The following is a 24740-nucleotide window of genomic DNA, read 5'->3' on the forward strand; positions in this document are numbered from 1 at the left end:
CAGGCGGAACGGGCGGCGGCGATCAACAGGGATCGCCGGTCGGCGTCACGCAGCCGGGCGCCGTAACCCACGATTCCGGGAGAATCCGCTCAGCATGCCCACGCGCAATGACATCCGCAACGTTGCCATCGTCGCTCACGTCGACCACGGCAAGACCACCCTGGTCGACGCCATGCTGAAGCAGGCCGGCGCCTTCGCCGCCCACCAGCACCTCGACGACCGGATGATGGACTCCAACGACCTGGAGCGCGAGAAGGGCATCACCATTCTCGCGAAGAACACCGCCGTCAAGTACCACCCCAAGGAGGGTGGCGCGCCGATCACGATCAACATCATCGACACCCCCGGCCACGCCGACTTCGGTGGTGAGGTCGAGCGAGGCCTGTCGATGGTCGACGCGGTCGTGCTGCTGGTCGACGCCTCCGAGGGTCCGCTGCCGCAGACCCGCTTCGTGCTCCGCAAGGCGCTGACGGCCAAGCTGCCGGTCATCCTCTGTATCAACAAGACCGACCGCCCGGACTCCCGGATCGACGAGGTCATCAACGAGACCTACGACCTCTTCCTGGACCTCGACGCCACCGAGGACCAGATCGAGTTCCCGATCGTCTACGCCTGCGCGCGTGACGGCGTCGCCTCGATGACCAAGCCGGAGAACGGCACCGTGCCGGCCGACAGCGACTCGCTGGAGCCGTTCTTCTCGACCATCCTGCAGCACGTGCCGGCCCCGATCTACGACGAGGACGCCCCGCTCCAGGCGCACGTCACCAACCTGGACGCCGACAACTTCCTCGGCCGCATCGCGCTCTGCCGCGTCGAGCAGGGCGAGCTGCGCAAGGGCCAGCAGGTCGCGTGGATGAAGCGGGACGGCTCGGTCCAGCAGGTGAAGATCACCGAGCTGCTGATGACCGAGGCGCTCACCCGCAAGCCGGCCGAGGTGGCCGGCCCCGGCGACATCTGCGCCGTCGCGGGCATCCCGGAGATCATGATCGGCGAGACCCTGGCCGACCTGGAGAACCCGGTCGCGCTGCCGCTCATCACGGTGGACGAGCCGGCCATCTCGATGGTCATCGGCACCAACACCTCGCCGCTGGTCGGCAAGGGCGGCAAGGGCCACAAGGTCACCGCCCGCATGGTGAAGGACCGCCTGGACCGCGAGCTGATCGGTAACGTCTCGCTCCGCGTGCTGCCGACCGAGCGTCCGGACGCCTGGGAGGTCCAGGGCCGCGGCGAGCTGGCGCTGGCCATCCTGGTCGAGACCATGCGCCGGGAGCTCTTCGAGCTGACCGTCGGCAAGCCGCAGGTCGTCACCAAGGTCATCAACGGCAAGACCCACGAGCCGGTCGAGCGGATGACCATCGACAGCCCCGAGGAGTACCTCGGCGCCATCACCCAGCTGATGGCGACCCGCAAGGGCCGTATGGAGACCATGACGAACCACGGCTCCGGCTGGGTCCGGATGGAGTTCATCGTCCCGTCGCGCGGCCTGATCGGCTTCCGGACCCAGTTCCTGACCGACACCCGCGGCACCGGCATCGCGCACAGCATCTTCGAGGGCCACGAGCCGTGGTTCGGCGAGCTGCGGATGCGCAACAACGGTTCGCTGGTGGCGGACCGCGCGGGCGTCGTGACGCCGTTCGCGATGATGGGCATCCAGGAGCGCGGCACGCTCTTCGTCGAGCCCACCACCGAGGTGTACGAGGGCATGATCGTCGGCGAGAACTCGCGTCAGGACGACATGGACATCAACATCACCAAGGAGAAGAAGCTCACCAACATGCGTGCCGCTTCCTCCGACACCACCGAGAACCTGGTGCCGCCGCGCAAGCTCTCGCTGGAGCAGTCGCTCGAGTTCTGCCGCGAGGACGAGTGCATCGAGGTGACCCCGGAGACCGTGCGTATCCGTAAGGTCGTCCTGGACCAGAAGGAGCGCGGGCGTACCGCTTCGCGCGCCAAGAAGGCCTGATTCCGGCCTTCTGAGCTTCTCCGGCCGTGCTTCGGCCGGAAACCGTCGCCCCCCTTTCCGATGGAGAGGGGGGCGAACTTTTTCAACAACTCGACGGTGCCGGCGCAGGTATAAACCGAATAGCGCTTACCACGTCAAGGTGTCCGCTGAGCGAACGTGACAGTCCGTCATTCATGACGACTGTCCGTTTGATGCCTGTCTGAGTATGTCTCTTATGTCCGATTTTCGAAACTTACCGACCGTTCATGTGACCTAATTGAGATCGGCAGTGGTCACTTTCGTGTCCATGGGTGACACATAGTGGGTGCAGTCAGGCTCGGGTCAAGGGTTAACGCGCAGGGGTGCGCGCCGAAACCACGAGCGCGGACGGCACAGCGGACCGGCGACAACCGACCGCGGTGCTCTCCTCGTTGGAAAGTCGAATTCAGGAGGCATCCCCCCATGCGTGGTGCAACCCAGACCAAGTGGCTCGTGGCAGCGACCGCGATCGCTCTCGCGGCGACCGCCTGCAGCACCAGCTCGAAGAGCACCGACAAGGCTGCCTCCGGCGGCGGCACCATCGCCGTTCAGCTCGGTGAGCCGCAGCACGGTCTGATCCCGCAGAACACCGCGGAGTCCGAGGGTGCCGAGGTGCTCGGCGCACTGTTCGCCGGCCTGATCGAGTACGACACCAAGACCAACGAGCCGAAGCTCCGCGTCGCCGAGTCGATCGAGTCTCCCGACAGCAAGCTGTGGACGATCAAGCTGAAGGACGGCTACACCTTCCACAACGGTGAGAAGGTCACCGCGCAGTCCTTCGTCGACGCGTGGAACTGGGGCGCCAACCAGGACAACGCGGCCGAGGGCCTGCCGTTCTTCGCCAAGATCGAGGGCTCCGAGGACCTGGCCCCGGGCAAGGACAAGAAGCCGACCACCGACAAGCTCAAGGGCCTGACGGTCGTCGACGACAAGACCTTCACCGTCTCGCTGAGCAACCCGTTCTCCCAGTTCAAGACCATGCTGGGCTACAACGCGTTCTACCCGCTGCCGAAGGCCTTCTTCCAGGACAAGAAGACCTTCGAAGAGGCCCCCATCGGCAACGGCCCGTTCCAGATGGACGGCAAGTGGGAGCACAACCAGCAGATCAAGATCAAGCGCTATGACAACTTCCCGGCCTCCGACGGCAAGGCGAAGCTGCAGGGCGTGACCTTCAAGATCTACGACAAGCTGGAGACGGCGTACAACGACCTGCGCGCCGACAACATCCAGGCGACCGACAAGCTCCCGATCTCGGCCATGGGCACGGTCAAGGGCGAGTTCGGCGACCGCTACATCTACAAGCCGGAGTCCGGCGTCGGCTACATCGGCTTCCCGATCGCCACCAACCCGGCGACCTACGGCAAGCCGGAGGTCCGCAAGGCGATCTCGATGGCGATCGACCGCGAGGCGATCACCAAGACCATCTTCTCGGGCACCCGCGTCCCGGCCGACGACTTCGTCAACCCGCTGATCCCGGGCTACCGCAAGGGCGCCATGGGCGACGCGGCGAAGTACGACCCGACCAAGGCCAAGGCGCTGTGGGACTCCGTCGGTGGCGTCCCGAACAACACCATCGAGCTGGGTTACAACGCCGATGGTGGCCACAAGGAGTGGATCGAGGCCGTCGCCAACCAGCTGAAGAAGAACCTGGGCGTCGAGGTCACCACCAAGCCGTTCGAGAAGTTCGGCAAGATCCTGGACGCGCTGGGCGAGAAGCAGTACTCCGGTGCCTTCCGCATGGCGTGGTCGATGGACTACCCGTCGATCGAGAACTACGAGCGTCCGATCTTCTCGAAGGTCGCGATCGAGAACGGCTCGAACTACGGCGGCTACGTCAACGAGAAGTTCGAGTCGCTGCTGGACCAGGCCGACCAGGCGAAGAGCCCGGAGGAGGGCCTGAAGCTGTACCAGCAGGCCGATGACGTCCTCATCGAGGACCTGCCGTACATCCCGGTCTACACCTACATGTCGTCCGCGGCGTACAGCAAGAAGATCAAGAACTTCGACACCGACGCCCAGGGTCGCATGAACCTGGACGAGGTCGAGCTCGCCGGCTGATCCGGTTAATCAGACGATCGGGGGCGGGCGGACCGGACTACAGTCCGAGTCCTCCCGCCTCCCTTCCTTGTCCGAAAGTGTGGAGGTCTGATGGGCCGCTATGTGATCCGCCGACTGATACAGGCGATCCCTGTCCTGATCGGCGCGACGTTCCTGATCTACTGGCTGTGCTTCAGCCTGCCCGGCGACCCGGTGCAGGCGCTGGCCGGTGAGAAGAAGGCCGACCCGATCGTGGCGGAGATGATCCGCCAGAAGTACCACCTGAACGACCCGTTCCTGCTCCAGTACTGGAACTACATCACGGGCGTCTTCCAGGGGAACCTGGGCGAGAGCCTGACGGGTCGCCAGGTCAGCGACATGATCAGCGAGGCGTTCCCGTTCACCGTGAACCTCGCCATCGTGGCTTTCGTCATCGAGGCGATCATCGGTGTGCTGGCGGGCGTCATGGCGGCCCTGCGCAAGGGCAAGTTCCTGGACCAACTGGTCCTCATCAGCACGCTGTTCGTGATCTCGATCCCGGTCTTCGTCACCGGCTTCGTGCTCCAGCTCGTCCTCGGCGTCAAGTTGAAGAACGACTACGGCATCGAGATCTTCTCCGTCTCGTTCAACGAGGAAGACGGGCTGCGCGGCTACCTGCTGCCGGCCTTCGTGCTGGCCTCGACCTCGCTCGCGTACGTGGCCCGACTGACCCGCACCAGCCTGATGGAGACGATGCGCGCGGACTACGTCCGCACCGCGGTCGCCAAGGGTCTGAAGAAGCGCCGGGTCATCGGTCGGCACGCCCTGCGCAACGCCCTGATCCCGATCGTCACCTTCCTCGGTGCCGACCTCGGCGGTCTGATGGGCGGCGCGGTCATCACCGAGAAGATCTTCAACATTCACGGCATCGGCGGTCTGCTCGCCCAGGCCGTGTACCAGAAGCAGGGCACCATCATCGTCGGCGTCGTCACGCTGCTGGTGATGATCTACCTGGTCACCACCCTGCTCGTGGACATGCTGTACGCCGTGCTCGACCCGAGGATCCGCTATGAGTGAGACCATCACCAAGGGCGCCGAGGCCCCTTCCGGGGACAACACCCCCAAGTCCTCGCCGGAGAAGAAGCAGAAGCCGGAGCGCGTCGCCAGCCTCTGGTCGGACGCCCTGCGCGACCTGCGCCGCAACCCGGTCTTCATCATCGGCGCAGTGCTGGTGTCGTTCCTGATCGTCCTGGCCGTCGTGCCGGGCTGGTTCACGGACGGGAGCCCGTTCGACAACAACGCGTGCGACCTGGCCGACTCGCTGAAGCGCCCGAGCGCCGAGCACTGGTTCGGCTTCGACGTCCAGGGCTGCGACATCTACACCCGTACGGTGTGGGGTGCCCGCAACTCGATCATCGTCGGTGTCCTGACGACCTCGATGGTCACGCTGGTCGGTGCCCTGCTCGGCCTGCTGGCCGGCTGGAAGGGCGGGATCGTCGACTCGATCCTGTCCCGCTTCACCGAGATCTTCTTCTCGATCCCGCTGCTGCTCGGCGGCATGCTGATCATGTCGATGCTCGGCAAGGGCAACGCCTGGACCGTCTCGGTCGTCATGACCGTGCTCGGCTGGCCGCAGATCTTCCGCATCATGCGTGCCTCGGTGCTGGCCAACAAGAACAACGACTACGTGATGGCCGCCCGCGCCCTCGGCGCCGGCGCCGGCCGGATCACCTTCCGGCACATCCTGCCGAACGCCATCGCGCCGGTGATCGTCGTGTCCGCGATCTCGCTGGGTGTCTACATCGGCGCCGAGGCCGCCCTGTCCTACCTGGGCATCGGCGTCCAGCCGCCGGAGATCTCCTGGGGCCTGATGATCAGTGACGCGTCGGTCCGCTTCCTCGACGCGCCGCACGTCCTGCTCTTCCCGTCGGCCGTACTGAGCGTCACCGTACTGGCCTTCATCATGCTCGGCGACGCGGTCCGCGACGCCCTCGACCCGAAGCTCCGCTGAGAGAAGAGGTGACGACCCGATGACCACCGTGATCGAGAAGAACCAGAAGAACGGCCGCCTGGAGGTTGGCACCCCGCTGCTGGAGGTCAAGGACCTCCACGTGGAGTTCCACACTCGGGACGGCGTCGCCAAGGCCGTGAACGGAGTCAACTACTCCGTCGCCGCCGGTGAGACGCTGGCGGTGCTCGGCGAGTCGGGCTCCGGCAAGTCGGTGACCGCCCAGACCATCATGGGCATCCTCGACATGCCGCCGGGCAAGATCAGCCAGGGCCAGATCCTCTTCCGCGGGCAGGACATGCTCGCGATGAGCGAGGAGGACCGCCGGCAGATCCGCGGCCAGAAGATCGCGATGATCTTCCAGGACGCGCTGTCCTCGCTGAACCCGGTGATGACCGTCGGCGCCCAGCTCGGCGAGATGTTCCGGGTGCACCGCGGCTCCTCCAAGAAGGAGGCCCGCGAGAAGGCCATCGAGCTGATGGAGCGGGTGCGCATCCCCGCCGCCAGGCAGCGCGTCGGGGACTACCCGCACCAGTTCTCCGGCGGTATGCGCCAGCGCATCATGATCGCCATGGCGCTCTCCATGGAGCCCGACCTGATCATCGCGGACGAGCCCACCACCGCCCTGGACGTCACCGTCCAGGCCCAGGTGATGGACCTGCTCGCGGAGCTCCAGGCCGAGTACAACATGGGCCTGATCCTGATCACCCACGACCTCGGCGTGGTCGCCGACGTCGCGGACAAGATCGCCGTGATGTACGCCGGACGGATCGTCGAGACCGCCCCGGTGCACGAGCTGTACGCCAACCCGGCGCACCCGTACACCAAGGGCCTGCTCCGCTCGATCCCGCGCCTGGACCAGAAGGGCCAGGAGCTGTACGCGATCAAGGGCCTGCCCCCGAACCTGCTCAAGGTTCCGGCCGGCTGCGCGTTCAACCCCCGCTGTGACGTCGCCACCGACCTGTGCCGCACGGACATCCCGAAGCTGCACCAGGTGAGCGACAAGGACGGCAAGGAGCTCACGGGCCGCCGCAGCGCGTGCCACCTCTGGAAGGAGACCCTCCATGGCTGAGCCCATCCTGGAGGTCAAGGACCTGGTCAAGCACTACCCGCTGACCCAGGGCATCCTGTTCAAGAAGCAGGTCGGCGCCGTCAAGGCCGTCGACGGCGTCTCCTTCGAGCTGGCTCGGGGCGAGACGCTGGGCATCGTCGGTGAGTCCGGCTGTGGCAAGTCCACGCTGGCCAAGGTGCTGATGAACCTGGAGCGGGCCACCTCCGGCCAGGTCCTGTTCAAGGGCGAGGACATCTCCAAGCTGTCCGGCGCCGGCCTCAAGGCCGTCCGCCGGAACATCCAGATGGTGTTCCAGGACCCGTACACCTCGCTGAACCCGCGCATGACGGTCGGCGACATCATCGGCGAGCCCTTCGAGATCCACCCCGAGGTGGCGCCCAAGGGTGACCGCCGCAAGGCGGTCCAGGACCTGCTGGACGTCGTCGGCCTGAACCCGGAGTACATCAACCGGTACCCGCACCAGTTCTCCGGCGGTCAGCGCCAGCGCATCGGCATCGCCCGCGGCCTGGCCCTCAAGCCCGAGATCATCATCTGCGACGAGCCGGTCTCCGCCCTGGACGTCTCGGTCCAGGCCCAGGTGATCAACCTGCTGGAGCAGCTGCAGGACGAGTTCGAGCTCTCCTACATGTTCATCGCCCACGACCTCTCCATCGTCCGGCACATCTCCGACCGCGTCGGCGTGATGTACCTCGGCAAGATGGTCGAGATCGGCACGGACGAGGAGATCTACGAGAACGCCACCCACCCGTACACCCAGGCGCTGCTGTCCGCGGTGCCGGTGCCGGACCCGGCGGCCCGTGAGTCCCGTGACCGGATCATCCTGACCGGTGACATCCCCTCGCCGGCCAACCCGCCGTCGGGTTGCCGCTTCCGCACCCGGTGCTGGAAGGCGGAGGAGCGCTGCTCGACCGAGGTCCCGCTGCTGGCGGTGCCCGAGGTGCTGAGCGGTGCGGCCAAGCACGAGTCGGCGTGCCACTTCGCCGCCGTCCGGGAGCCGGTCGCGGCCTGATCCCGCGTCCGACCCCGCCCGGAGGGGCCCGTAGCCGTTCGCGGCACGGGCCCCTCCGGCGTTTTCCGGCCGGGCCGGACGCGGCGTCAATCGGGCGGGGCGTCCGTGCACCCGTCCGGGGGTACCCGACTCGCGCCGCGACGGTGCCGCGCTTCTCATGGGGTGTGATGCGTCACACACCTTGAGGAGGGACCTCCATGCCCGTGGCCACCCGTGCTCGATGGGTCCTCGCCGCAGCGACGTCCGTGGCCCTGGTGGCCAGCGGGTGCAGCAGCAGTGGCGGGGGCGGCAGCAGCGGTTCGTCGGACAGCTCCAAGACCTTCAGCTACCAGAGCAGTGAGCCGCAGAATCCGCTGCAGCCGGCCAACGCCAACGAGACCGGCGGCGGGCGCATCATCCAGAACCTCTTCAAGGGGCTGGTCGACTACGACCCCTCGAACGCGAAGATCCGGATGCAGGTCGCGGACAAGATCGACACCAGTGACTCGCAGACCTACACCATCACGCTGAAGGACGGCTGGACGTTCCACGACGGCACCCCGGTGCACGCCAAGAACTTCGTGGACGCCTGGAACTGGGCCGCGACCACCGCCAACAACCAGATCAACAGCTCCTGGTTCTCCGACATCGAGGGCTACCAGGACGTCCACCCGGCGAGCGGCCAGCCGGCCACCGACAAGATGTCCGGGCTCACCGTCGTCGACGACCTGCACTTCACGGTCAAGCTGACCGGCAAGGTCTCGTACTTCGAGTACAAGCTCGGCTACATCGCCTTCTCCCCGCTGCCGGACGCCTTCTTCAGCGACCCCGCCGGGTACGGGCAGAAGCCGGTCGGCAACGGCCCGTACCAGTTCGTCAGCTGGGACCACAACCAGCAGCTGACCACCAAGGCCTTCGCGAACTACCAGGGCGTGGACAAGCCGAAGAACGGCGGCGTCGTCTTCAAGATGTACAGCACCGCCGAGGCCGCCTACGCCGACCTCCAGTCCAACAACCTGGACGTGATGGACCAGGTGCCGCCCTCCGCCCTGGCCACCTACAAGACCGACCTGGGGGACCGGGCGATCGACGCGCCCCAGGGCGCCATCCAGAACATCGGCTTCACGCTCTACCAGGCCGACTGGGCCTCCCCGGACAAGGCGAAGGTCCGTCAGGGCCTGTCGATGGCGATCGACCGCGACACCATCACCAAGACGGTGCTCCAGGGCTCGCGCAAGCCGGCCACCGCCTGGGTGGCCGAGGGCGTCGAGGGCTACAAGGACGGCCAGTGCGGCCAGTTCTGCACCTTCAACGCGGCCCAGGCCAAGCAGCTGGTCACCGAGGGCGGCGGCGTCCCCGGCAACCGGTTGACCATCACCTACAACGCCGACGGCGGCCACAAGGAGTGGGTCGACGCGGTCTGCAACTCGATCCGGCAGAGCACCGGCGTGGACTGCGTGGGCGACCCCAGGCCCGACTTCAAGACCGCCCGCGCGGCGATCACCGGCCACCAGATCAACGGCGCCTTCCGCACCGGCTGGGTCCAGGACTACCCGCTGAACGCCAACTTCCTGGCCGACGTCTACCGCACCGGCGCCGCGTCCAACGACTTCGGCTACAGCAACCCGCAGTTCGACCAGCTCTCCACCCAGGCCGACCAGGCCCCCAGCGTGGCGGACTCGGTGACCGGCTACCAGCAGGCCGAGGCCGTGCTGGCCAGTGGCATGCCGGCCATCCCGCTCTGGTACTACCGCACCAACTCGGGCTACTCCACCAAGGTCCAGAACGTGAAGTTCGACTCCTTCGGCAACCCGGCCTGGACCCAGGTCGAGATCAAGGGCTGACGAGCTCCCTCGCGCAGGCCCCGCCCTTCCCGCACGGAGGGCGGGGCCCCGGGCACTCGATCACATCCCTAGGAAGGAGGCTCGAATGGGCAGTTATGTGCTGCGGCGGGTGCTGCAGATGATCCCGGTGTTCTTCGGCACCACGCTGCTGATCTTCCTGATGGTCTACACACTGCCGGGCGACCCGGTCTCGGCGCTGTTCGGGGACAAGGCCGCGGACCCCGCCGTGGTGGCCAGCATCAAGCACAAGTACTACCTGGACCAGCCGATCTGGAAGCAGTACCTGCACTACATGGGGAACCTCTTCCAGGGGGACTTCGGGACCAGCTTCACCGGCCGTCCGGTCAGCGATATCATGGCGGACGCCTTCCCGGTCACCATCCGGCTGGCCCTGATGGCCTTCGCCTTCGAGCTGGTCTTCGGCCTGCTGCTCGGCCTGGTCTCCGGCCTCAGGCGCGGCAGCATCCAGGACACCCTGGTCCTGGTGCTCACCCTGCTGGTGATCTCCATCCCGGTCTTCGTGCTGGCGTACATCGCCCAGACGGTCTTCGCCACCAATCTGGGCTGGGTCACTCCGACGGTGCAGGACTCCACGGACCTGTCGCAGCTGATCCTCCCCGCCGTCGTGCTGGGCTCGCTCTCGCTCGCGTTCGTCGCCCGGCTCACCCGGACCTCGATCGGCGAGAACCTGCGGGCCGACTACATGCGCACGGCGGTCGCCAAGGGCCTGCCCCGGCGCACCATCGTCACCCGCCACCTGCTGCGCAACTCGCTGATCCCGGTGGTCACCTTCCTCGGTACCGACCTCGGCGCGCTGATGGGCGGCGCGATCGTCACCGAGGGGATCTTCAACGTGCAGGGCATCGGCAACGTCCTGTACCGGGCGATCAACCAGAAGGAGGGGCCCACCGTGGTCGGCATCGTCACCGTACTGGTGATCGTCTACCTGGTGGCCTCCCTCGTCGTCGACCTGCTCTACGCGGTCCTGGACCCGAGGATCCGCTATGCCTGACATGCACGACGAGAGTTCCTACGAGCGGCACCCCAAGCCGGGAGTGGACCACCTGGACTACGCCGGCGAGCAGGGCATGGCGGTCGAGCAGGAGACCCTGGTCGAGCCGGACCCGGAGAAGCGGGAAGAGGCCCGCAGCCTCTGGGGCGACGCCTGGCGGGACCTCCGGCGGCGCCCGATCTTCCTGATCTCGGCGGTGCTGATCGTGCTGCTGATCGTGATGGCGATCTTCCCCGGGGCGTTCACCGACGCCGACCCGCGCAAGGCCGACCTGGTCAACGACTACCTGAAGCGGCCGGACTGGACCGACTTCTTCGGCGCGGGCTGGTTCGGCTACGACGGCCAGGGCCGCTCCATCTACGCCCGGGTCGTCTACGGCGCCCGGGCCTCGATCACCGTCGGCATCTTCGTGACCGCCATCGTCACCCTGCTCGGCGGGCTGTGCGGCATGGTGGCCGGCTACTTCGGCGGCCCGGTGGACGCGCTGCTCTCCCGGATCATCGACATCTTCTTCGGCATCCCGCTGCTGCTCGGCGCACTGGTCCTGCTGAACGCCTTCTCCACCCGCACGGTGTGGACCGTGGTCTTCGCCCTCGGCGTGCTGGGCTGGACCCAGATCGCCCGGGTCATGCGCGGCGCGGTGCTGACCGTCAAGCAGGCCGACTACGTGATGGCCGGGAAGGCGCTCGGCGCCGGCACCGGACGGCTGATGGTCCGGCACATCCTGCCGAACGCGGTCGCCCCGGTGATCGTGGTGGCGACCATCGCGCTCGGCGGCTACATCGCCACCGAGGCGACGCTGAGCTTCCTCGGCATCGGCCTGCAGGACCCGACCATCTCCTGGGGCATCGACATCTCCTCGGCCCAGAAGGTGATCCGGACGGCGCCGTACGTGCTCTTCTTCCCGGCCGCGGCGCTCTCCATCACCGTCCTGGCCTTCATCATGCTGGGCGACGCGGTGCGCGACGCCCTCGACCCGAAGCTTCGCTGAGCGAGGGGACGCATCGTGACCACAGCAGTCGACACCGGCACCTCCCGCCGGGAGGCACCGTACGAGGGCCCGTTGCTCGACGTCCGCGACCTGCACGTCGAGTTCGTCACCCGGGACGGCGTGGCCAAGGCCGTCAACGGGGTGAGCTACTCGGTGGCGGCGGGGGAGACGCTGGCGGTGCTCGGCGAGTCCGGTTCGGGCAAGTCGGTGACCGCGCAGGCGATCATGGGCATCCTCGACATGCCGCCGGCCCGGATCCCCCGCGGCGAGATCCGCTTCCGCGGCGAGGACATGCTGGGGATGGACAAGGAGCGGCGGCGCCGGATCCGGGGCCAGAAGATCGCGATGATCTTCCAGGACGCGCTGTCCTCGCTGAACCCGGTGCTGACCGTGGGCTTCCAGCTCGGCGAGATGTTCCGGGCCCACCACAAGAGCTCGCGCAAGGAGGCCAAGGAGAAGGCCGTCGAGCTGATGGAGCGGGTGCGCATCCCGGCCGCCAAGGACCGGGTCAACGACTATCCGCACCAGTTCTCCGGCGGTATGCGCCAGCGCATCATGATCGCGATGGCGCTGGCGCTGGAGCCGGACCTGATCATCGCGGACGAGCCCACCACGGCGCTGGACGTCACCGTCCAGGCCCAGGTGATGGACCTGCTCGCGGAGCTCCAGGCCGAGTTCCACATGGGCCTGATCCTGATCACCCACGACCTGGGCGTGGTCGCGGACGTCGCCGACAAGATCGCGGTGATGTACGCGGGCCGGATCGTGGAGACGGCACCCGTGCACGAGCTGTACGCCCGCCCGGCCCACCCGTACACCCGGGGACTGCTGGACTCGATCCCGCGCCTGGACCAGAAGGGCCAGGAGCTGTACGCGATCAAGGGCCTGCCGCCCAACCTGCTGCGGATCCCGCCGGGCTGTGCGTTCAATCCGCGCTGCCCGAGGGCCCAGGACGTCTGCCGGCAGGACGTGCCGGAGCTGTTCCCGGTCACCGGTGACGACGGCACCGAACTGGCCGGGCGGGGCAGCGCCTGCTTCTTCTGGAAGGAGACCCTCCATGACCGTTGACGGGGCCGGCGCACTCGACTCGCCGGCGGAGGCCGCCTTCGCCCAGGAGGTGGCGAGCGGCGAGCCGATCCTCGAAGTCCGCGACCTGATCAAGCACTTCCCGCTCACCAAGGGCGTGCTGTTCAAGAAGCAGATCGGTGCGGTGAAGGCGGTCGACGGGGTCTCCTTCGACCTGATGCAGGGCGAGACGCTGGGCATCGTCGGTGAGTCCGGCTGCGGCAAGTCCACGCTGGCCAAGGTGCTGATGAACCTGGAGCCGGCCACCGGCGGCTCGGTGAAGTACAAGGGCGAGGAGATCTCCAAGCTCTCCGGGTCCGGGCTGAAGGCGGTGCGCCGGAACATCCAGATGGTGTTCCAGGACCCGTACACCTCACTGAACCCGCGCATGACCGTCGGCGACATCATCGGCGAGCCCTTCGAGATCCACCCCGAGGTGGCGCCCAAGGGCGACCGCCGCAAGGCGGTCCAGGACCTGCTGGACGTCGTCGGCCTCAATCCGGAGTACATCAACCGGTACCCGCACCAGTTCTCCGGCGGTCAGCGCCAGCGCATCGGCATCGCCCGCGGCCTGGCGCTCAAGCCGGAGGTGATCATCTGCGACGAGCCGGTCTCGGCGCTGGACGTCTCGGTCCAGGCCCAGGTGATCAACCTGCTGGAGCAGCTCCAGGGGGAGTTCAACCTCTCGTACATGTTCATCGCCCACGACCTCTCGATCGTCCGGCACATCTCCGACCGGGTCGGCGTGATGTACCTCGGCAAGATGGTCGAGATCGGCAGTGACCTGGAGATCTACGACCACGCCACCCATCCGTACACCCAGGCGCTGCTGTCCGCGGTGCCGGTGCCGGACCCGGCGGCGCGCGAGATCCGGGACCGGATCGTGCTGACGGGGGACGTTCCCTCGCCGGCCAACCCGCCGTCCGGCTGCCGCTTCCGCACCCGCTGCTGGCTGGCCCAGGAGCGGTGCTCGACCGAGGTCCCGCTGCTGGCCGTGCCGTCGACGCTGTCCGGGCTCGCCGCGCACGAGTCGGCCTGCCATTTCGCGGCCGAGCGCGGGGGGACGACCCCGAGCGAACGGTCGGAAAGCGGTTGACAGCGGGGCCCTGCCCCGTCGGCGGAGCGCGTCCTCCTTCTGGAGGGCGCGCTCCCTTTTTGTCCACCCGCCGACCTGCGGGAATTCCGGCGGGTGGAGACGAGTGATCATCGAAATTGATCATTACGCTTCGTAAATATTCGAATACCGGTGTTATCGGTTCGCTATTCGGAAAGCGGAACCGATGCTTCCGCGCGCGATTTGGCGGAATTTGCCGAGCATTGTCATGGCTTGATCCCGGCCTGTAATTGAAAAGAGATGTGACGGCGATTCCACCGAAGGGGTCGGGTGATCGATAGTTGCTCTGCGCGTATCAGTGGTCACCTCGCCGGCTGTGCGGATCGGCCCTGAGATGTCGACCCCCGCCGTGCGGCACACCGACTGGCGGGGCGCCGTTCGTTCCCAAGCCCCTAAAACGAGGAGCAGTTGAATGAGGCTCACCAAGACGATGCGCTGGACCGCGCTGGCCGCGTGCACCGCGCTCGCGATCTCCGCGTGCACCACCGGCAGCGGCAAGAAGGCCTCGGACGGGGCGAACGCGTCGGGCAAGAAGGGCGGCTCGATCAGCATCGAGTCGGGTGAGCCGCAGCACGGTCTGATCCCGCAGAACACCGCGGAGTCCGAGGGTGCCCAGGTGCTGGCGCAGGTCTTCGCCGGCCTGGTCGAGTACGACCGCAAGACGAACGAGCCGGGCCTGCGGGTCGCGGAGTCCATCGAGACCCCCGACAGCAAGGTCTGGACGATCAAGCTGAAGGACGGCTACACCTTCCACAACGGCGAGAAGGTCACCGCGCAGTCCTTCGTCGACGCGTGGAACTGGGGCGCCAACCAGGACAACGCGGCCGAGGGCCTGCCCTTCTTCTCCAAGATCGAGGGTTCCGAGGAGCTGTCCCCGGGCAAGGACAAGAAGCCGACCACGGACAAGCTCAAGGGCCTGAAGGTCATCGACGACAAGACCTTCACCGTCACGCTGAGCGCCCCGTTCTCGCAGTTCAAGGTCATGCTGGGTTACACCGCCTTCTACCCGCTGCCGAAGGCCTTCTTCCAGGACAAGAAGGCTTTCGAGGAGTCCCCGATCGGCAATGGCCCGTTCCAGATGGACGGGAAGTGGGAGCACAACCAGCAGATCAAGATCAAGCGCTACGAGAACTTCCCGGAGGCGGACGGAAAGGCCAAGCTGGATTCCGTCACGTTCAAGATTTACGACAAGCTGGAAACAGCCTACAACGACCTCCGGGCCAACAACATCCAGATCACCAACAAGCTCCCGATCTCGGCGATGGCAACCGTCGCCCAGGAATTCGGTGACCGTTACATCTACAAGCCGGAGTCCGGCGTCGGCTTCATCGGCTTCCCGATCGCGACCAACCCGGCCGCGTACGGCAAGCCGGAGGTCCGCAAGGCGATCTCGATGGCGATCGACCGCGAGGCGATCACCAAGACCATCTTCTCGGGCACCCGCGTCCCGGCCGACGACTTCATCAGCCCGATCATCCCGGGCTACCGCAAGGGCGCCATGGGCGACGCGGCGAAGTACGACCCGGCCAAGGCCAAGGCGCTGTGGGACTCCGTCGGCGGTGTCCCGAACAACACCATCGAGCTGGGCTACAACGCCGACGGCGGCCACAAGGAGTGGATGGAGGCGGTCGGCAACCAGCTGAAGAAGAACCTGGGCGTCGAGGTCACCTTCAAGCCGTTCGAGAAGTTCGGCAAGATCCTGGACGCGCTGGGCGCCAAGCAGTACTCCGGCGCCTTCCGGATGGCCTGGCAGATGGACTACCCGTCCATGGAGAACTACCTGCGGCCGATCTTCTCCAAGGTCGCGATCGAGAACGGCTCCAACTACGGCGGCTACGTCAACGAGCAGTTCGAGGCGCTGCTGGACCAGGCCGACCAGGCGAAGTCGGTGGAGGACGGCCAGAAGCTGTACCAGCAGGCCGACGACATCCTGATCAAGGAACTGCCGTACATCCCGGTCTACACCTACATGACCTCGGCGGCCTACACCAAGACCGTCAAGAACGTGGTCGTGGACGCCCAGAACCGGATCGACCTCGCCAACGTCGAGCTGGCCTGACCTCCGTCCAGTCCGAACGGCACGCCGGCGCGGGCGGCACGGGCAACCCCCGTGCCGCCCGGCACCGGCGTGCCCCGATCATGAGGAGACCGCATGGGCCGCTATGTGGTCCGCCGGATCATCCAGGCCATACCTGTGATCCTCGGCGCGACGTTCCTGATCTACGCACTGGTCTTCCTGCTTCCTGGTGACCCCATCGCGGCACTGGCCGGTGAGAAGAGGCAGGACCCCGCCGTCGTGGCCGTCCTGCGGGACCGGTACCACCTCGACGACCCGTTCTTCGTCCAGTACTGGGACTACCTGACCGGCCTGTTCAAGGGCGACTTCGGCGAGGACTACCGGGGCAACCAGGTGGTCGACGTGATGCAGCGGGCCTTCCCGTACACCATCAACCTGGCGTTCGTCGCCCTGGCCATCGAGATGGCGGTGGGTGTCACCGCCGGTGTGGTCGCCGCCCTGCGGCGCGGCAAGTTCATCGACAACGTGGTGCTGATCTCGACCCTCATGGTCATCTCGATCCCGGTCTTCGTGATCGGCTTCGTGCTCCAGCTGGTCATCGGGGTGAAGCTCAACACGGACTACGGCATCGACTTCTTCCCGGTCTCCTTCAACGAGGAGGCCGGTTTCCGTTCGTACCTGCTGCCCGGCTACGTCCTGGCCTCGACCTCACTGGCGTACGTCGCCCGGCTCACCAGGACCAGCCTGATCGAGGTCATGCGGGCCGACTACGTCCGGACGGCGGTGGCCAAGGGGCTCAGTCCGCTGCGGGTGGTGGTCCGGCACGGTCTGCGCAACGCGCTGATCCCGATCGTCACCTTCCTGGGCATGGACCTCGGCGGCCTGATGGGCGGCGCGGTCATCACCGAGGGCATCTTCAACATCCCCGGCGTCGGACACCAGCTCTTCCAGTCCGTCTACCTGCGGGAACGCACCATCGTCGTGGGCATCGTGAGCGCCCTGGTGATGGTCTACCTGTTCGCCAACCTGGTGGTCGACCTGCTGTACGCCGTCCTGGACCCGAGGATCCGCTATGAGTGAGCCGACGAAGAGCGAGAACACGGGCGCGGCGATCCCGGGGCAGTCCGGCTCCGGGTCGGCCGCGGGCGGTCCGGCCGCCGCGACCGCCAAGGGCTCCGGCGCGCCGGACGCCGGGGGCGAACGGGTCGCCAGTCTCTGGACCGACGCCTGGACGGACCTGCGGCGCAGCCCGCTGTTCCTGATCGGCGGGTTCCTGGTGCTGTTCATGGTCGTCCTGGCGGTCGCCCCGCAGCTGTTCACCGACGGGGACCCGCGGGCCGGCGGCTTCTGCAACCTGGCCGACTCGCTGAAGCGGCCCAGTGGTTCGCACTGGTTCGGCTTCGACGTCCAGGGCTGCGACATCTACACCCGCACCATCTGGGGCGCCCGCAACTCCATCATCGTCGGCATGGTGACCACCACGCTGGTGGTCCTGGTCGGCGGCAGCCTCGGCCTGTGGGCCGGCTGGATCGGCGGGATCGGGGACAGCGTGCTCTCCCGGGTCACCGAGATCTTCTTCGCGATCCCGCTGCTGCTCGGCGGCATGCTGATCATGTCCACCTGGGGCGAGGGCAACGCCTGGACCGTCTCCGCGGTGATGGCCGTGCTCGGCTGGCCGCAGATCTACCGGTTGATGCGCTCGGCGGTACTGGCCAACAAGCACAACGACTACGTGGTGGCCGCCCGGGCGCTCGGGGCGGGCACCGGCCGGATCGTCGGCCGGCACATCCTGCCGAACGCCGTCGCCCCGGTGATCGTGGTCTCGACGATCAACCTGGGCGTGTACATCGGCGCCGAGGCCGCGCTGTCCTACCTGGGCATCGGCATCCAGTCCCCGGCGATCTCCTGGGGTCTGATGATCAGCGACGCCCAGGCCCGCTTCCTGAACGCCCCGCACGTGCTGCTCTTCCCGGCCGCGGTGCTGAGCGTCACCGTCCTGGCCTTCATCATGCTCGGCGACGCGGTGCGCGACGCCCTCGACCCGAAGCTGCGCTGAGGAGGGCCGCGGACCATGACTGACATGACGAAACCGGCGAGGGACGGCGCCGGGCCGGGCCCGGACGCGGTACAGGTGCTCGGTGGGGGCCGGGAGCGGCTGGTGCCCGGAACGCCCCTGCTGGAGGTCGACGACCTGCACATCGAGTTCCACACCCGGGACGGCGTGGCCAAGGCCGTCAACGGGGTGAGCTACTCGGTGGCGGCGGGGGAGACGCTGGCGGTGCTCGGCGAGTCCGGTTCGGGCAAGTCGGTGACCGCGCAGGCGATCATGGGCATCCTCGACATGCCGCCGGGGAAAATCACCAACGGCTCGATCCGGTTCCGCGGCGAGGACCTGCTCACCATGAGCCCCAAGGCGCGGCGGGCGGTGCGGGGCCGGAAGATCGCGATGATCTTCCAGGACGCGCTGTCCTCGCTCAACCCGGTGCTCAGCGTCGGCTACCAGCTCGGCGAGATGTTCCGGGTGCACCAGGGGGCCGGCCGCAAGGAGGCCAAGGAGAAGGCCGTCGAGCTGATGGAGCGGGTGCGCATCCCCGCCGCCAGGCAGCGCGTCGGCGACTATCCGCACCAGTTCTCGGGCGGTATGCGCCAGCGCATCATGATCGCGATGGCGCTGGCGCTGGAGCCGGACCTGATCATCGCGGACGAGCCGACCACGGCGCTGGACGTCACCGTCCAGGCCCAGGTGATGGACCTGCTGGCCGAGCTGCAGGCCGAGTTCAACATGGGTCTGATCCTGATCACCCACGACCTGGGTGTGGTCGCGGACGTCGCGGACAAGATCGCGGTGATGTACGCCGGACGGATCGTCGAGACCGCCCCGGTGCACGAGCTGTACGCCCGCCCGGCCCACCCGTACACCAAGGGACTGCTCAACTCGATCCCCCGGCTGGACCAGAAGGGCCAGAACCTCTACGCGATCCAGGGCCTGCCGCCGAGCCTGCTGCGGATCCCGTCGGGGTGCGCGTTCAACCCGCGCTGCGACCGGGTCCAGGACGTCTGCCACACCGAACTCCCGCGCCTGGTACCGGTGCTGGACGCCGAGGGGGCCGATCTGCCGGGCCGCCGCAGCGCCTGCCACTTCTGGAAGGAGACCCTCCATGGCTGAGCCGATCCTGGAGGTCAAGGACCTGGTCAAGCACTACCCGCTGACCCAGGGCATCGTCCTCAAGAAGCAGGTCGGCGCGGTGCGGGCGGTGGACGGCGTCTCCTTCTCGCTGACCAAGGGCGAGACGCTGGGCATCGTCGGCGAGTCCGGCTGTGGCAAGTCCACGCTGGCCAAGGTGCTGATGAACCTGGAGAAGGCGACCTCGGGCCAGGTGCTGTTCAAGGGCGAGGACATCACCCGGCTCTCCGGGTCCGGGCTGAAGGCGGTGCGCCGGAACATCCAGATGGTGTTCCAGGACCCGTACACCTCGCTGAACCCGCGGATGACCGTCGGCGACATCATCGGGGAGCCCTTCGAGATCCACCCCGAGGTGGCGCCCAAGGGCGACCGCCGCCGGGCGGTCCAGGACCTGCTGGACGTGGTGGGTCTGAACCCGGAGTACATCAACCGCTATCCGCACCAGTTCTCCGGCGGTCAGCGCCAGCGCATCGGCATCGCCCGCGGCCTGGCGCTCAAGCCGGAGCTGATCATCTGCGACGAGCCGGTCTCGGCGCTGGACGTCTCGGTCCAGGCCCAGGTGATCAACCTGCTGGAGCAGCTGCAGAACGAGTTCCGGCTGTCGTACATGTTCATCGCGCACGACCTCTCGATCGTCCGGCACATCTCCGACCGGGTCGGGGTGATGTACCTCGGCAAGATGGTCGAGATCGGGACGGAGGAGCAGATCTACTCCCACCCGACCCATCCGTACACCCAGGCGCTGCTGTCCGCGGTGCCGGTGCCGGACCCGACCGGGCGCGAGCACCGCGAGCGGATCCTGCTCAGCGGTGACATCCCCTCGCCGGCCAACCCGCCGTCGGGCTGCCGCTTCCGCACCCGGTGCTGGAAGGCGGAGGAGCGCTGCTCGACCGAGGTCCCGTTGCTGGCCGTGCCGTCGACGCTGCGCGGGCCGGCCGCGCACGAGTCGGCCTGCCACTTCGCGGAGGTGCGGGACGTGATCGGTTCGGGCTGACCGCGTCCGGCACCGCACCGGGGGCCCCGGAGTCCGCGCGACTCCGGGGCCCTTCCGGCTGCCGGGCCGGGGTCACTTCTGGAAGCCGACGTTCTCCCAGACGATGTCGGACAGGCCCTGGGCGCCGATGTTGGCGAGGTCGGCGCGGCTCCCGTACAGCTGCGGGCGCTGGTAGAGCGGCAGCACCCCGGCCACCTTCCACAGTTCGGCGTCGGCCTGGTTGATGGCCTCGAAGGCGCCCGCCGCGTCGCCCGCGGCGGAGGCCCGGTCGAGGGCGGCGTCGACGGTGGGGCTGCCGGACTGGGAGTGGTTGGTACCGCCGTTCTGGACGAAGTTGGCCCGGTTGCCGCTGGCCGGGAACGGCGTGCCGAGCAGCGAGTAGGCGGCGATGTCGAAGTCCCGCCGGTTGACGTACTTGTCGAAGTACTCGTTGGGGTTGGCGGTGACCGTGGTGACCTTCACCCCGACGTCCTTGAGCATGCCGGTGGCGACGGCGGCCTCGTTCTGGGCCTGGGTGACCCCGGCGGGGATGACCAGCCGCAGATTGAGCTCCTTGCCGTCCTTGCGGCGGACGTCGCCGTCCAGCTTCCAGCCGGCCGCGTCGAGCTTGCGGACGGCCTCGGCCGGGTCGTAGCGGCTGAGGCCGAGGGAGTTGTCCCGGTAGGCGTTCTGGTTGGCCACCAGCAGGTGGTTGTTGAGGGTGACGGTCGGCCAGTCGAGCCCGGCCAGGTCGGAGCGGGCGATGACGTCCCGGTTGATCGCCTGGAACAGGGCCTGGCGCACGGACGGGTCGGTGAGCGCGGGGCTGCGGCCGTTCAGGGTGAACTGGCGGAAGTCCGGCCCGCCGGCCCGGCGGACGGCGGCGCCGGGGGTGCTGCGGATCAGCTGGTAGCCGGCCACGTCCGGGCCGTTGTTGAACAGGTCGATCTCGCCCTTGCCGAAGGCGGCGGCCATCGTGTTGGGCAGCATCGCGCGGAAGACGATCCGGTCCAGCAGCGGCTTGTCGCCCCACCAGGCGGGGTCGGCGACCAGGGTGACGGTCTGCGCCGCCCGGTCCATCCGCTCCACCTTGAACGGGCCCGCGGTGACCGGGATGGCGTCCAGGTAGGCGGTGTTGAAGAGCTCGGGGGTGGAGATCCGGCTCGCGGGCAGCAGCGGGGCGTTGGCGGCCCCGTTGAACATCGACTGCCACTCGGCGAACGGCCGCTCGAAGGTCATCACGGCCTGGAAGTCGTCCTTGCCGCGGTCGACCGCCGAGACCAGCTCGAAGCCGGTGCTGCTGGCCGACCGGTAGGCCGGGTCCTTGCCGTTCAGCGCCCGCCAGTTGGCCTCGATGTCGCGCCAGGTGATCGGGGCGCCGTCGGACCAGCGGGCCTTCGGGTTGAGCGTCCAGACCACCACCTGCCGGCCGTCCCGCTGCTCGCTGTGCGCGTCCTGGAGGTAGGCCGGGTTGGGGGTCTGGGTGCCGGCCGCGTCGGAGCGGAAGAAGGTCGGCAGCAGCGGCTTGGTGACGGCGATGGTGGAGGACTCGCCGCCGTCGGTCTGGACCGGCGACCACTGGGTGGAGTACTGGGCCACCGCGACCCGCAGGGTGCCGCCCTGGCGCAGCTCGGCGCGCTCGTGCGGATTGATGTCGACGGCGGTGAGCTTGGGCGTCTCGGCCGAGCTCGGGAGGGCCCGGGCGTCGGAGCCGGGGCCGTTGCCGGGGCCGCAGGAACACAGCGTCAGCGAGAGCGAGACGGCGGTGAGACCGGCGAGCAGGGCCGTGCGGCGGTACAGGGGGCGGCCCATGGTGGTTCTCCCGGGACGGATGCGGCGGACGAAGGACGTCACATCTTGCTGACCGGGGAGCCGAGTTGTCGAGGGGCGGGCCCGGATCCGGACCCGCCCCCCGGTAACGGTTCGATCAGGCCGGGAACTTGAAGGTCCGGTCCTTGTCGCCGCTCTTCTCGAACAGTGCCGTCACCTGGTCCGCGACGTCCTGCGGGGTGATCGGGACGAGCTGGCCGTTCTTCTTCGTCTTCACCTTGTCGAAGGCGCCGGCGAGCTGGCGGTTCAGCGCGTCGAGGTCCCACTTCGGCACGAGCTTGCCGTTGGCGTCCGGGACGAGGGTGAGCGCCGCGGCGGCGGTCTTCGGGCCGAAGTCGAACTTCTTGGTGCCGGCCAGGATGTGGATCTGGCCGTTCGTCACCGACTTGCCGAGGGTTTCCGCCGCGCCCTGGAGGGCCTGCGGGGAGGTCTTCGGCTGGGCGGCCGTGACGGCCAGGGCGACCGGCTGCTCCGACTTGCCCGCGGCGCGGTCGCGGTAGGCCGTGTCGACCAGGTCGACGGCGGCGGCGGAGTCCACCGCCTGGCCGGCCTTGCCCGGGACGACGACGGCGTCGCCGTTCTCGGCGAACTTGACGTAGCCCTCCTGGAGCCCCTGGCCGGAGCCGCCGGCCAGCGCCTCCAGCGCGGACTTGAGCTTGGCCCGGTCGACCTTGACCTCCGGCGGGACGGCCTTCTCGTTGCCCTTGAGCGACTTGAGGACGTCCACCGGGTTGTAGGAGTGCTGGGTGAGCCGGTCCACGGTGGCCGTGGTGTCGAAGGCGAGCCCGGCGGCGGTCGGGTCGAGGTCCACGGTCTGCTCGCCGACCTTCAGCTTGACCGGCTGCTGGCCGGCCTTGCCGACGCTCTCGTCGAGCTGGTGGATGGCCTGGTCGCGGTTGCTGCCGCCGATGTCCGTGCCGAGCACCACGGTGCCCTTGGGGATGTCGGACTGGTTCAGCATCAGCCCGGTGCCGTAGGCGGCGGCGCCGAGGAAGGCCACGCCGACGACCGCGTAGGTGGTCAGCTTGACCAGCTTCTTGGCGGCGCTCGGCCGGGGCTTGGCGGCCGCGGCGGGCGTGGCGGCCGGGGCGGGCTTCGGGGCGGCCGGGCCGTCCGCCGCCGGTGCGGTGGGCGGTGCGGAGTCCGCGCCGCCGGGGAACGGGTGGGCCTGGGGGGCACCGGAGTGCGGGCCGGCGGGCGCCCCCATGGCGTCGGGGACGCCGGGGAACAGGCTGCCGGGTGCCGGGGCGCCGTGCGGGCCGGCGGCCGGCGGGCGCTGGGCGGCGAACGGGTCGGCGCCGGCCGGGGCGGAGGCGAACAGGCCGGGCTGCGGGCCGCCGGCCGGGGCGGCCGGTCCGGCGGGGGCCCCGGGTATGGGACCGGCCGGGGCGTGCTCGCGGATCGGCGCGAAGCCGTCGACCGAGGTGTCCTCGGGGTCCGCGGTGCCGGGCCCGGCGGGGGCGGGGCGGCCGTGGCCCTGCGGGGCGCCACCGGGCCGGCCGGGGCCCGGGGCGAACGGGTCGCCGCCCGGGTTGAACGGGGCGGCGCCGGGGTTGAACGGGTCGGCCGGGGCGCCGGTGGCGAAGGGATCGGCCGGGGCGCCCGGCGCGAACGGGTCGGCCGGGCCGCCGGTACCGAAGGGGTCGACCGGGGCGCCGGGCGCGAACGGGTCGGCCGGGGCGTCCGTGTAGACACCGGCCTCGTCGGCGGGCAGCTCGCCGCCGGCGCCGTACGGAGAGGCGGGCGCGCCGGTCGGACGCGGACCGGGGGCCTGCGCCTGGGCCTGGGCGGGCACCGGGCGGCCGTTGGCCCGGGCCGCGGCGGGACGCTCGGCCTGCTGCGGGCGGCCACCCTCGGGGCGGGCGCCGTTGGGCCGGGCGGTGCCGCGCTGCGCCCCGGCGGGTGCCGGGGCCGACGCGGAGGCGGCGGCGGGAGCGGGAGCGCCGGCCGGCACCGTGGCCGGGGCGGAGCCCTCGCCGGGCGCGGCCTTCTTCTGCCGGGGGCGGAACCAGGCGCCGGTGGACTCGGCCTCGGAGGTGGCCGGCGGGATCTGCCACTCCGGCGGCAGGTCCGGCGGGGTGGAGCGGCCGCCGCCGTCCATCACGCCGAGCACCGGGGAGGCGGGCGCGGCGGACCGGTGGCGGGGCCCGGCCGGCTCGGCGGCGGGCGCGGGGGCCTCCTCGCCGGGGCCGTCCTCGTTCTTGACCGTGCTGCGCACCACCACCGGCGGGATCGGACGCGAGCCGGGGATGTTGATCCGGACGCGGGTGGTGAGGGTGGTCTCGGTCTTGGGACTCTCGTCCTCGCCCTCCGGGGCCGAGCCCTTGGCGGCGGCGCCGGCACCCGCGCGGTCGCCGCCGGGGAAACCCGGTGTGCCGTAGGGCGGGGTGCCCGACGGGTAGGCGTCCGGTCCCGTGCGCCGAGGCGTCGGGTGGGTGTTGTCAGATTCGCGGCTGCTCAATGCTGCTCTGCTCCGGGTTCGCGGGCCGGGCCGTGCGGCGCGACCGCGGTTGTCGGCGCCGGACCAGGCGGGCGGCGTCGGGTACGGCGTTCTGCGGCACCACCATACTGGGAAGAACCGGCCGGTGAACCGGTTCGGACAGATCCCGATACGTCCGGTTCCTCCGGTATGAGAGTACGACCGG

General features: G+C 68.7%; 18 protein-coding genes. 16 read left to right on the forward strand and 2 right to left on the reverse strand.

What is annotated here, in order from left to right; genetic code table 11:
* The first annotated feature begins 94 nt into the window (after positions 1-94).
* The 16 genes from typA to ACW14Y_RS24950 all read left to right on the forward strand — a co-directional run bounded on the left by typA (position 95) and on the right by ACW14Y_RS24950 (position 20286).
* Positions 95-1963 carry a translational GTPase TypA gene (gene typA / locus ACW14Y_RS24875; protein ID WP_030397120.1) on the forward strand — a complete coding sequence of 623 codons (1869 nt, stop codon included), beginning with the start codon at positions 95-97 and terminating at the stop codon, positions 1961-1963.
* A gap of 441 nt (positions 1964-2404) precedes the next feature.
* The gene (locus tag ACW14Y_RS24880; protein WP_380306007.1) at positions 2405-4039 is read left to right on the forward strand and encodes a peptide ABC transporter substrate-binding protein; all 1635 of its coding nucleotides are present in this window, start codon (positions 2405-2407) and stop codon (positions 4037-4039) included.
* Between the two features lie 90 nt (positions 4040-4129).
* Entirely contained in the window at positions 4130-5074 is a 945-nt protein-coding gene (locus tag ACW14Y_RS24885) for an ABC transporter permease (protein WP_093860689.1), read from the forward strand.
* Positions 5067-6008: an ABC transporter permease gene (locus ACW14Y_RS24890; protein ID WP_266271306.1), complete on the forward strand. Its 942-nt coding sequence runs from the start codon at positions 5067-5069 to the stop codon at positions 6006-6008. Before ACW14Y_RS24885 ends, ACW14Y_RS24890 begins: the two co-directional genes overlap by 8 nt.
* Before the next feature lie 19 nt (positions 6009-6027).
* Complete coding sequence (locus ACW14Y_RS24895) at positions 6028-7077, forward strand: ABC transporter ATP-binding protein (protein WP_380306004.1); 1050 nt, start codon at positions 6028-6030, stop codon at positions 7075-7077.
* Positions 7070-8086 carry an ABC transporter ATP-binding protein gene (locus ACW14Y_RS24900; RefSeq protein WP_380306002.1) on the forward strand — a complete coding sequence of 339 codons (1017 nt, stop codon included), beginning with the start codon at positions 7070-7072 and terminating at the stop codon, positions 8084-8086. The genes ACW14Y_RS24895 and ACW14Y_RS24900 overlap by 8 nt, the downstream gene beginning before the upstream one ends.
* Positions 8087-8283: 197 nt before the next feature.
* On the forward strand, positions 8284-9909 hold the full coding sequence (locus tag ACW14Y_RS24905; protein ID WP_380306000.1) for a peptide ABC transporter substrate-binding protein: 1626 nt from the start codon (positions 8284-8286) through the stop codon (positions 9907-9909).
* 85 nt (positions 9910-9994) lie between these two features.
* The gene (locus ACW14Y_RS24910) at positions 9995-10921 is read left to right on the forward strand and encodes an ABC transporter permease (RefSeq protein ID WP_380305998.1); all 927 of its coding nucleotides are present in this window, start codon (positions 9995-9997) and stop codon (positions 10919-10921) included.
* A 76-nt stretch (positions 10922-10997) separates the two neighbouring features.
* Positions 10998-11912: an ABC transporter permease gene (locus tag ACW14Y_RS24915; protein WP_380306021.1), complete on the forward strand. Its 915-nt coding sequence runs from the start codon at positions 10998-11000 to the stop codon at positions 11910-11912.
* 15 nt (positions 11913-11927) lie between these two features.
* The gene (locus ACW14Y_RS24920; protein ID WP_380305996.1) at positions 11928-12980 is read left to right on the forward strand and encodes an ABC transporter ATP-binding protein; all 1053 of its coding nucleotides are present in this window, start codon (positions 11928-11930) and stop codon (positions 12978-12980) included.
* On the forward strand, positions 12970-14073 hold the full coding sequence (locus tag ACW14Y_RS24925) for an ABC transporter ATP-binding protein (RefSeq protein WP_380384923.1): 1104 nt from the start codon (positions 12970-12972) through the stop codon (positions 14071-14073). Before ACW14Y_RS24920 ends, ACW14Y_RS24925 begins: the two co-directional genes overlap by 11 nt.
* Before the next feature lie 430 nt (positions 14074-14503).
* Complete coding sequence (locus ACW14Y_RS24930; protein ID WP_380305992.1) at positions 14504-16150, forward strand: peptide ABC transporter substrate-binding protein; 1647 nt, start codon at positions 14504-14506, stop codon at positions 16148-16150.
* Positions 16151-16243: 93 nt separating this feature from the next.
* A complete protein-coding gene (locus tag ACW14Y_RS24935) occupies positions 16244-17188 on the forward strand; it encodes an ABC transporter permease (RefSeq protein WP_030397128.1) in 945 nt (314 codons plus the stop codon).
* Positions 17181-18164: an ABC transporter permease gene (locus ACW14Y_RS24940; protein ID WP_380305989.1), complete on the forward strand. Its 984-nt coding sequence runs from the start codon at positions 17181-17183 to the stop codon at positions 18162-18164. Before ACW14Y_RS24935 ends, ACW14Y_RS24940 begins: the two co-directional genes overlap by 8 nt.
* A 15-nt stretch (positions 18165-18179) precedes the next feature.
* Entirely contained in the window at positions 18180-19274 is a 1095-nt protein-coding gene (locus tag ACW14Y_RS24945) for an ABC transporter ATP-binding protein (RefSeq protein ID WP_380305987.1), read from the forward strand.
* Positions 19267-20286, forward strand: a complete 1020-nt coding sequence (locus ACW14Y_RS24950; RefSeq protein ID WP_043469151.1) for an ABC transporter ATP-binding protein — start codon at positions 19267-19269, stop codon at positions 20284-20286. The genes ACW14Y_RS24945 and ACW14Y_RS24950 overlap by 8 nt, the downstream gene beginning before the upstream one ends.
* Before the next feature lie 72 nt (positions 20287-20358).
* Here ACW14Y_RS24950 and ACW14Y_RS24955 read toward each other — a convergent pair whose 3' ends face one another.
* Positions 20359-22077 (reverse strand): ABC transporter family substrate-binding protein, encoded by a 1719-nt coding sequence (locus ACW14Y_RS24955; protein ID WP_380312970.1) that lies wholly within the window; start codon positions 22075-22077, stop codon positions 20359-20361.
* 115 nt (positions 22078-22192) lie between these two features.
* Positions 22193-24556, reverse strand: coding sequence for a hypothetical protein (locus ACW14Y_RS24960; protein WP_456983584.1), 2364 nt, complete (start codon positions 24554-24556; stop codon positions 22193-22195).
* Positions 24557-24740: the final 184 nt, after the last annotated feature.

The sequence above is a fragment of the Kitasatospora sp. cg17-2 genome (assembly GCF_054031055.1).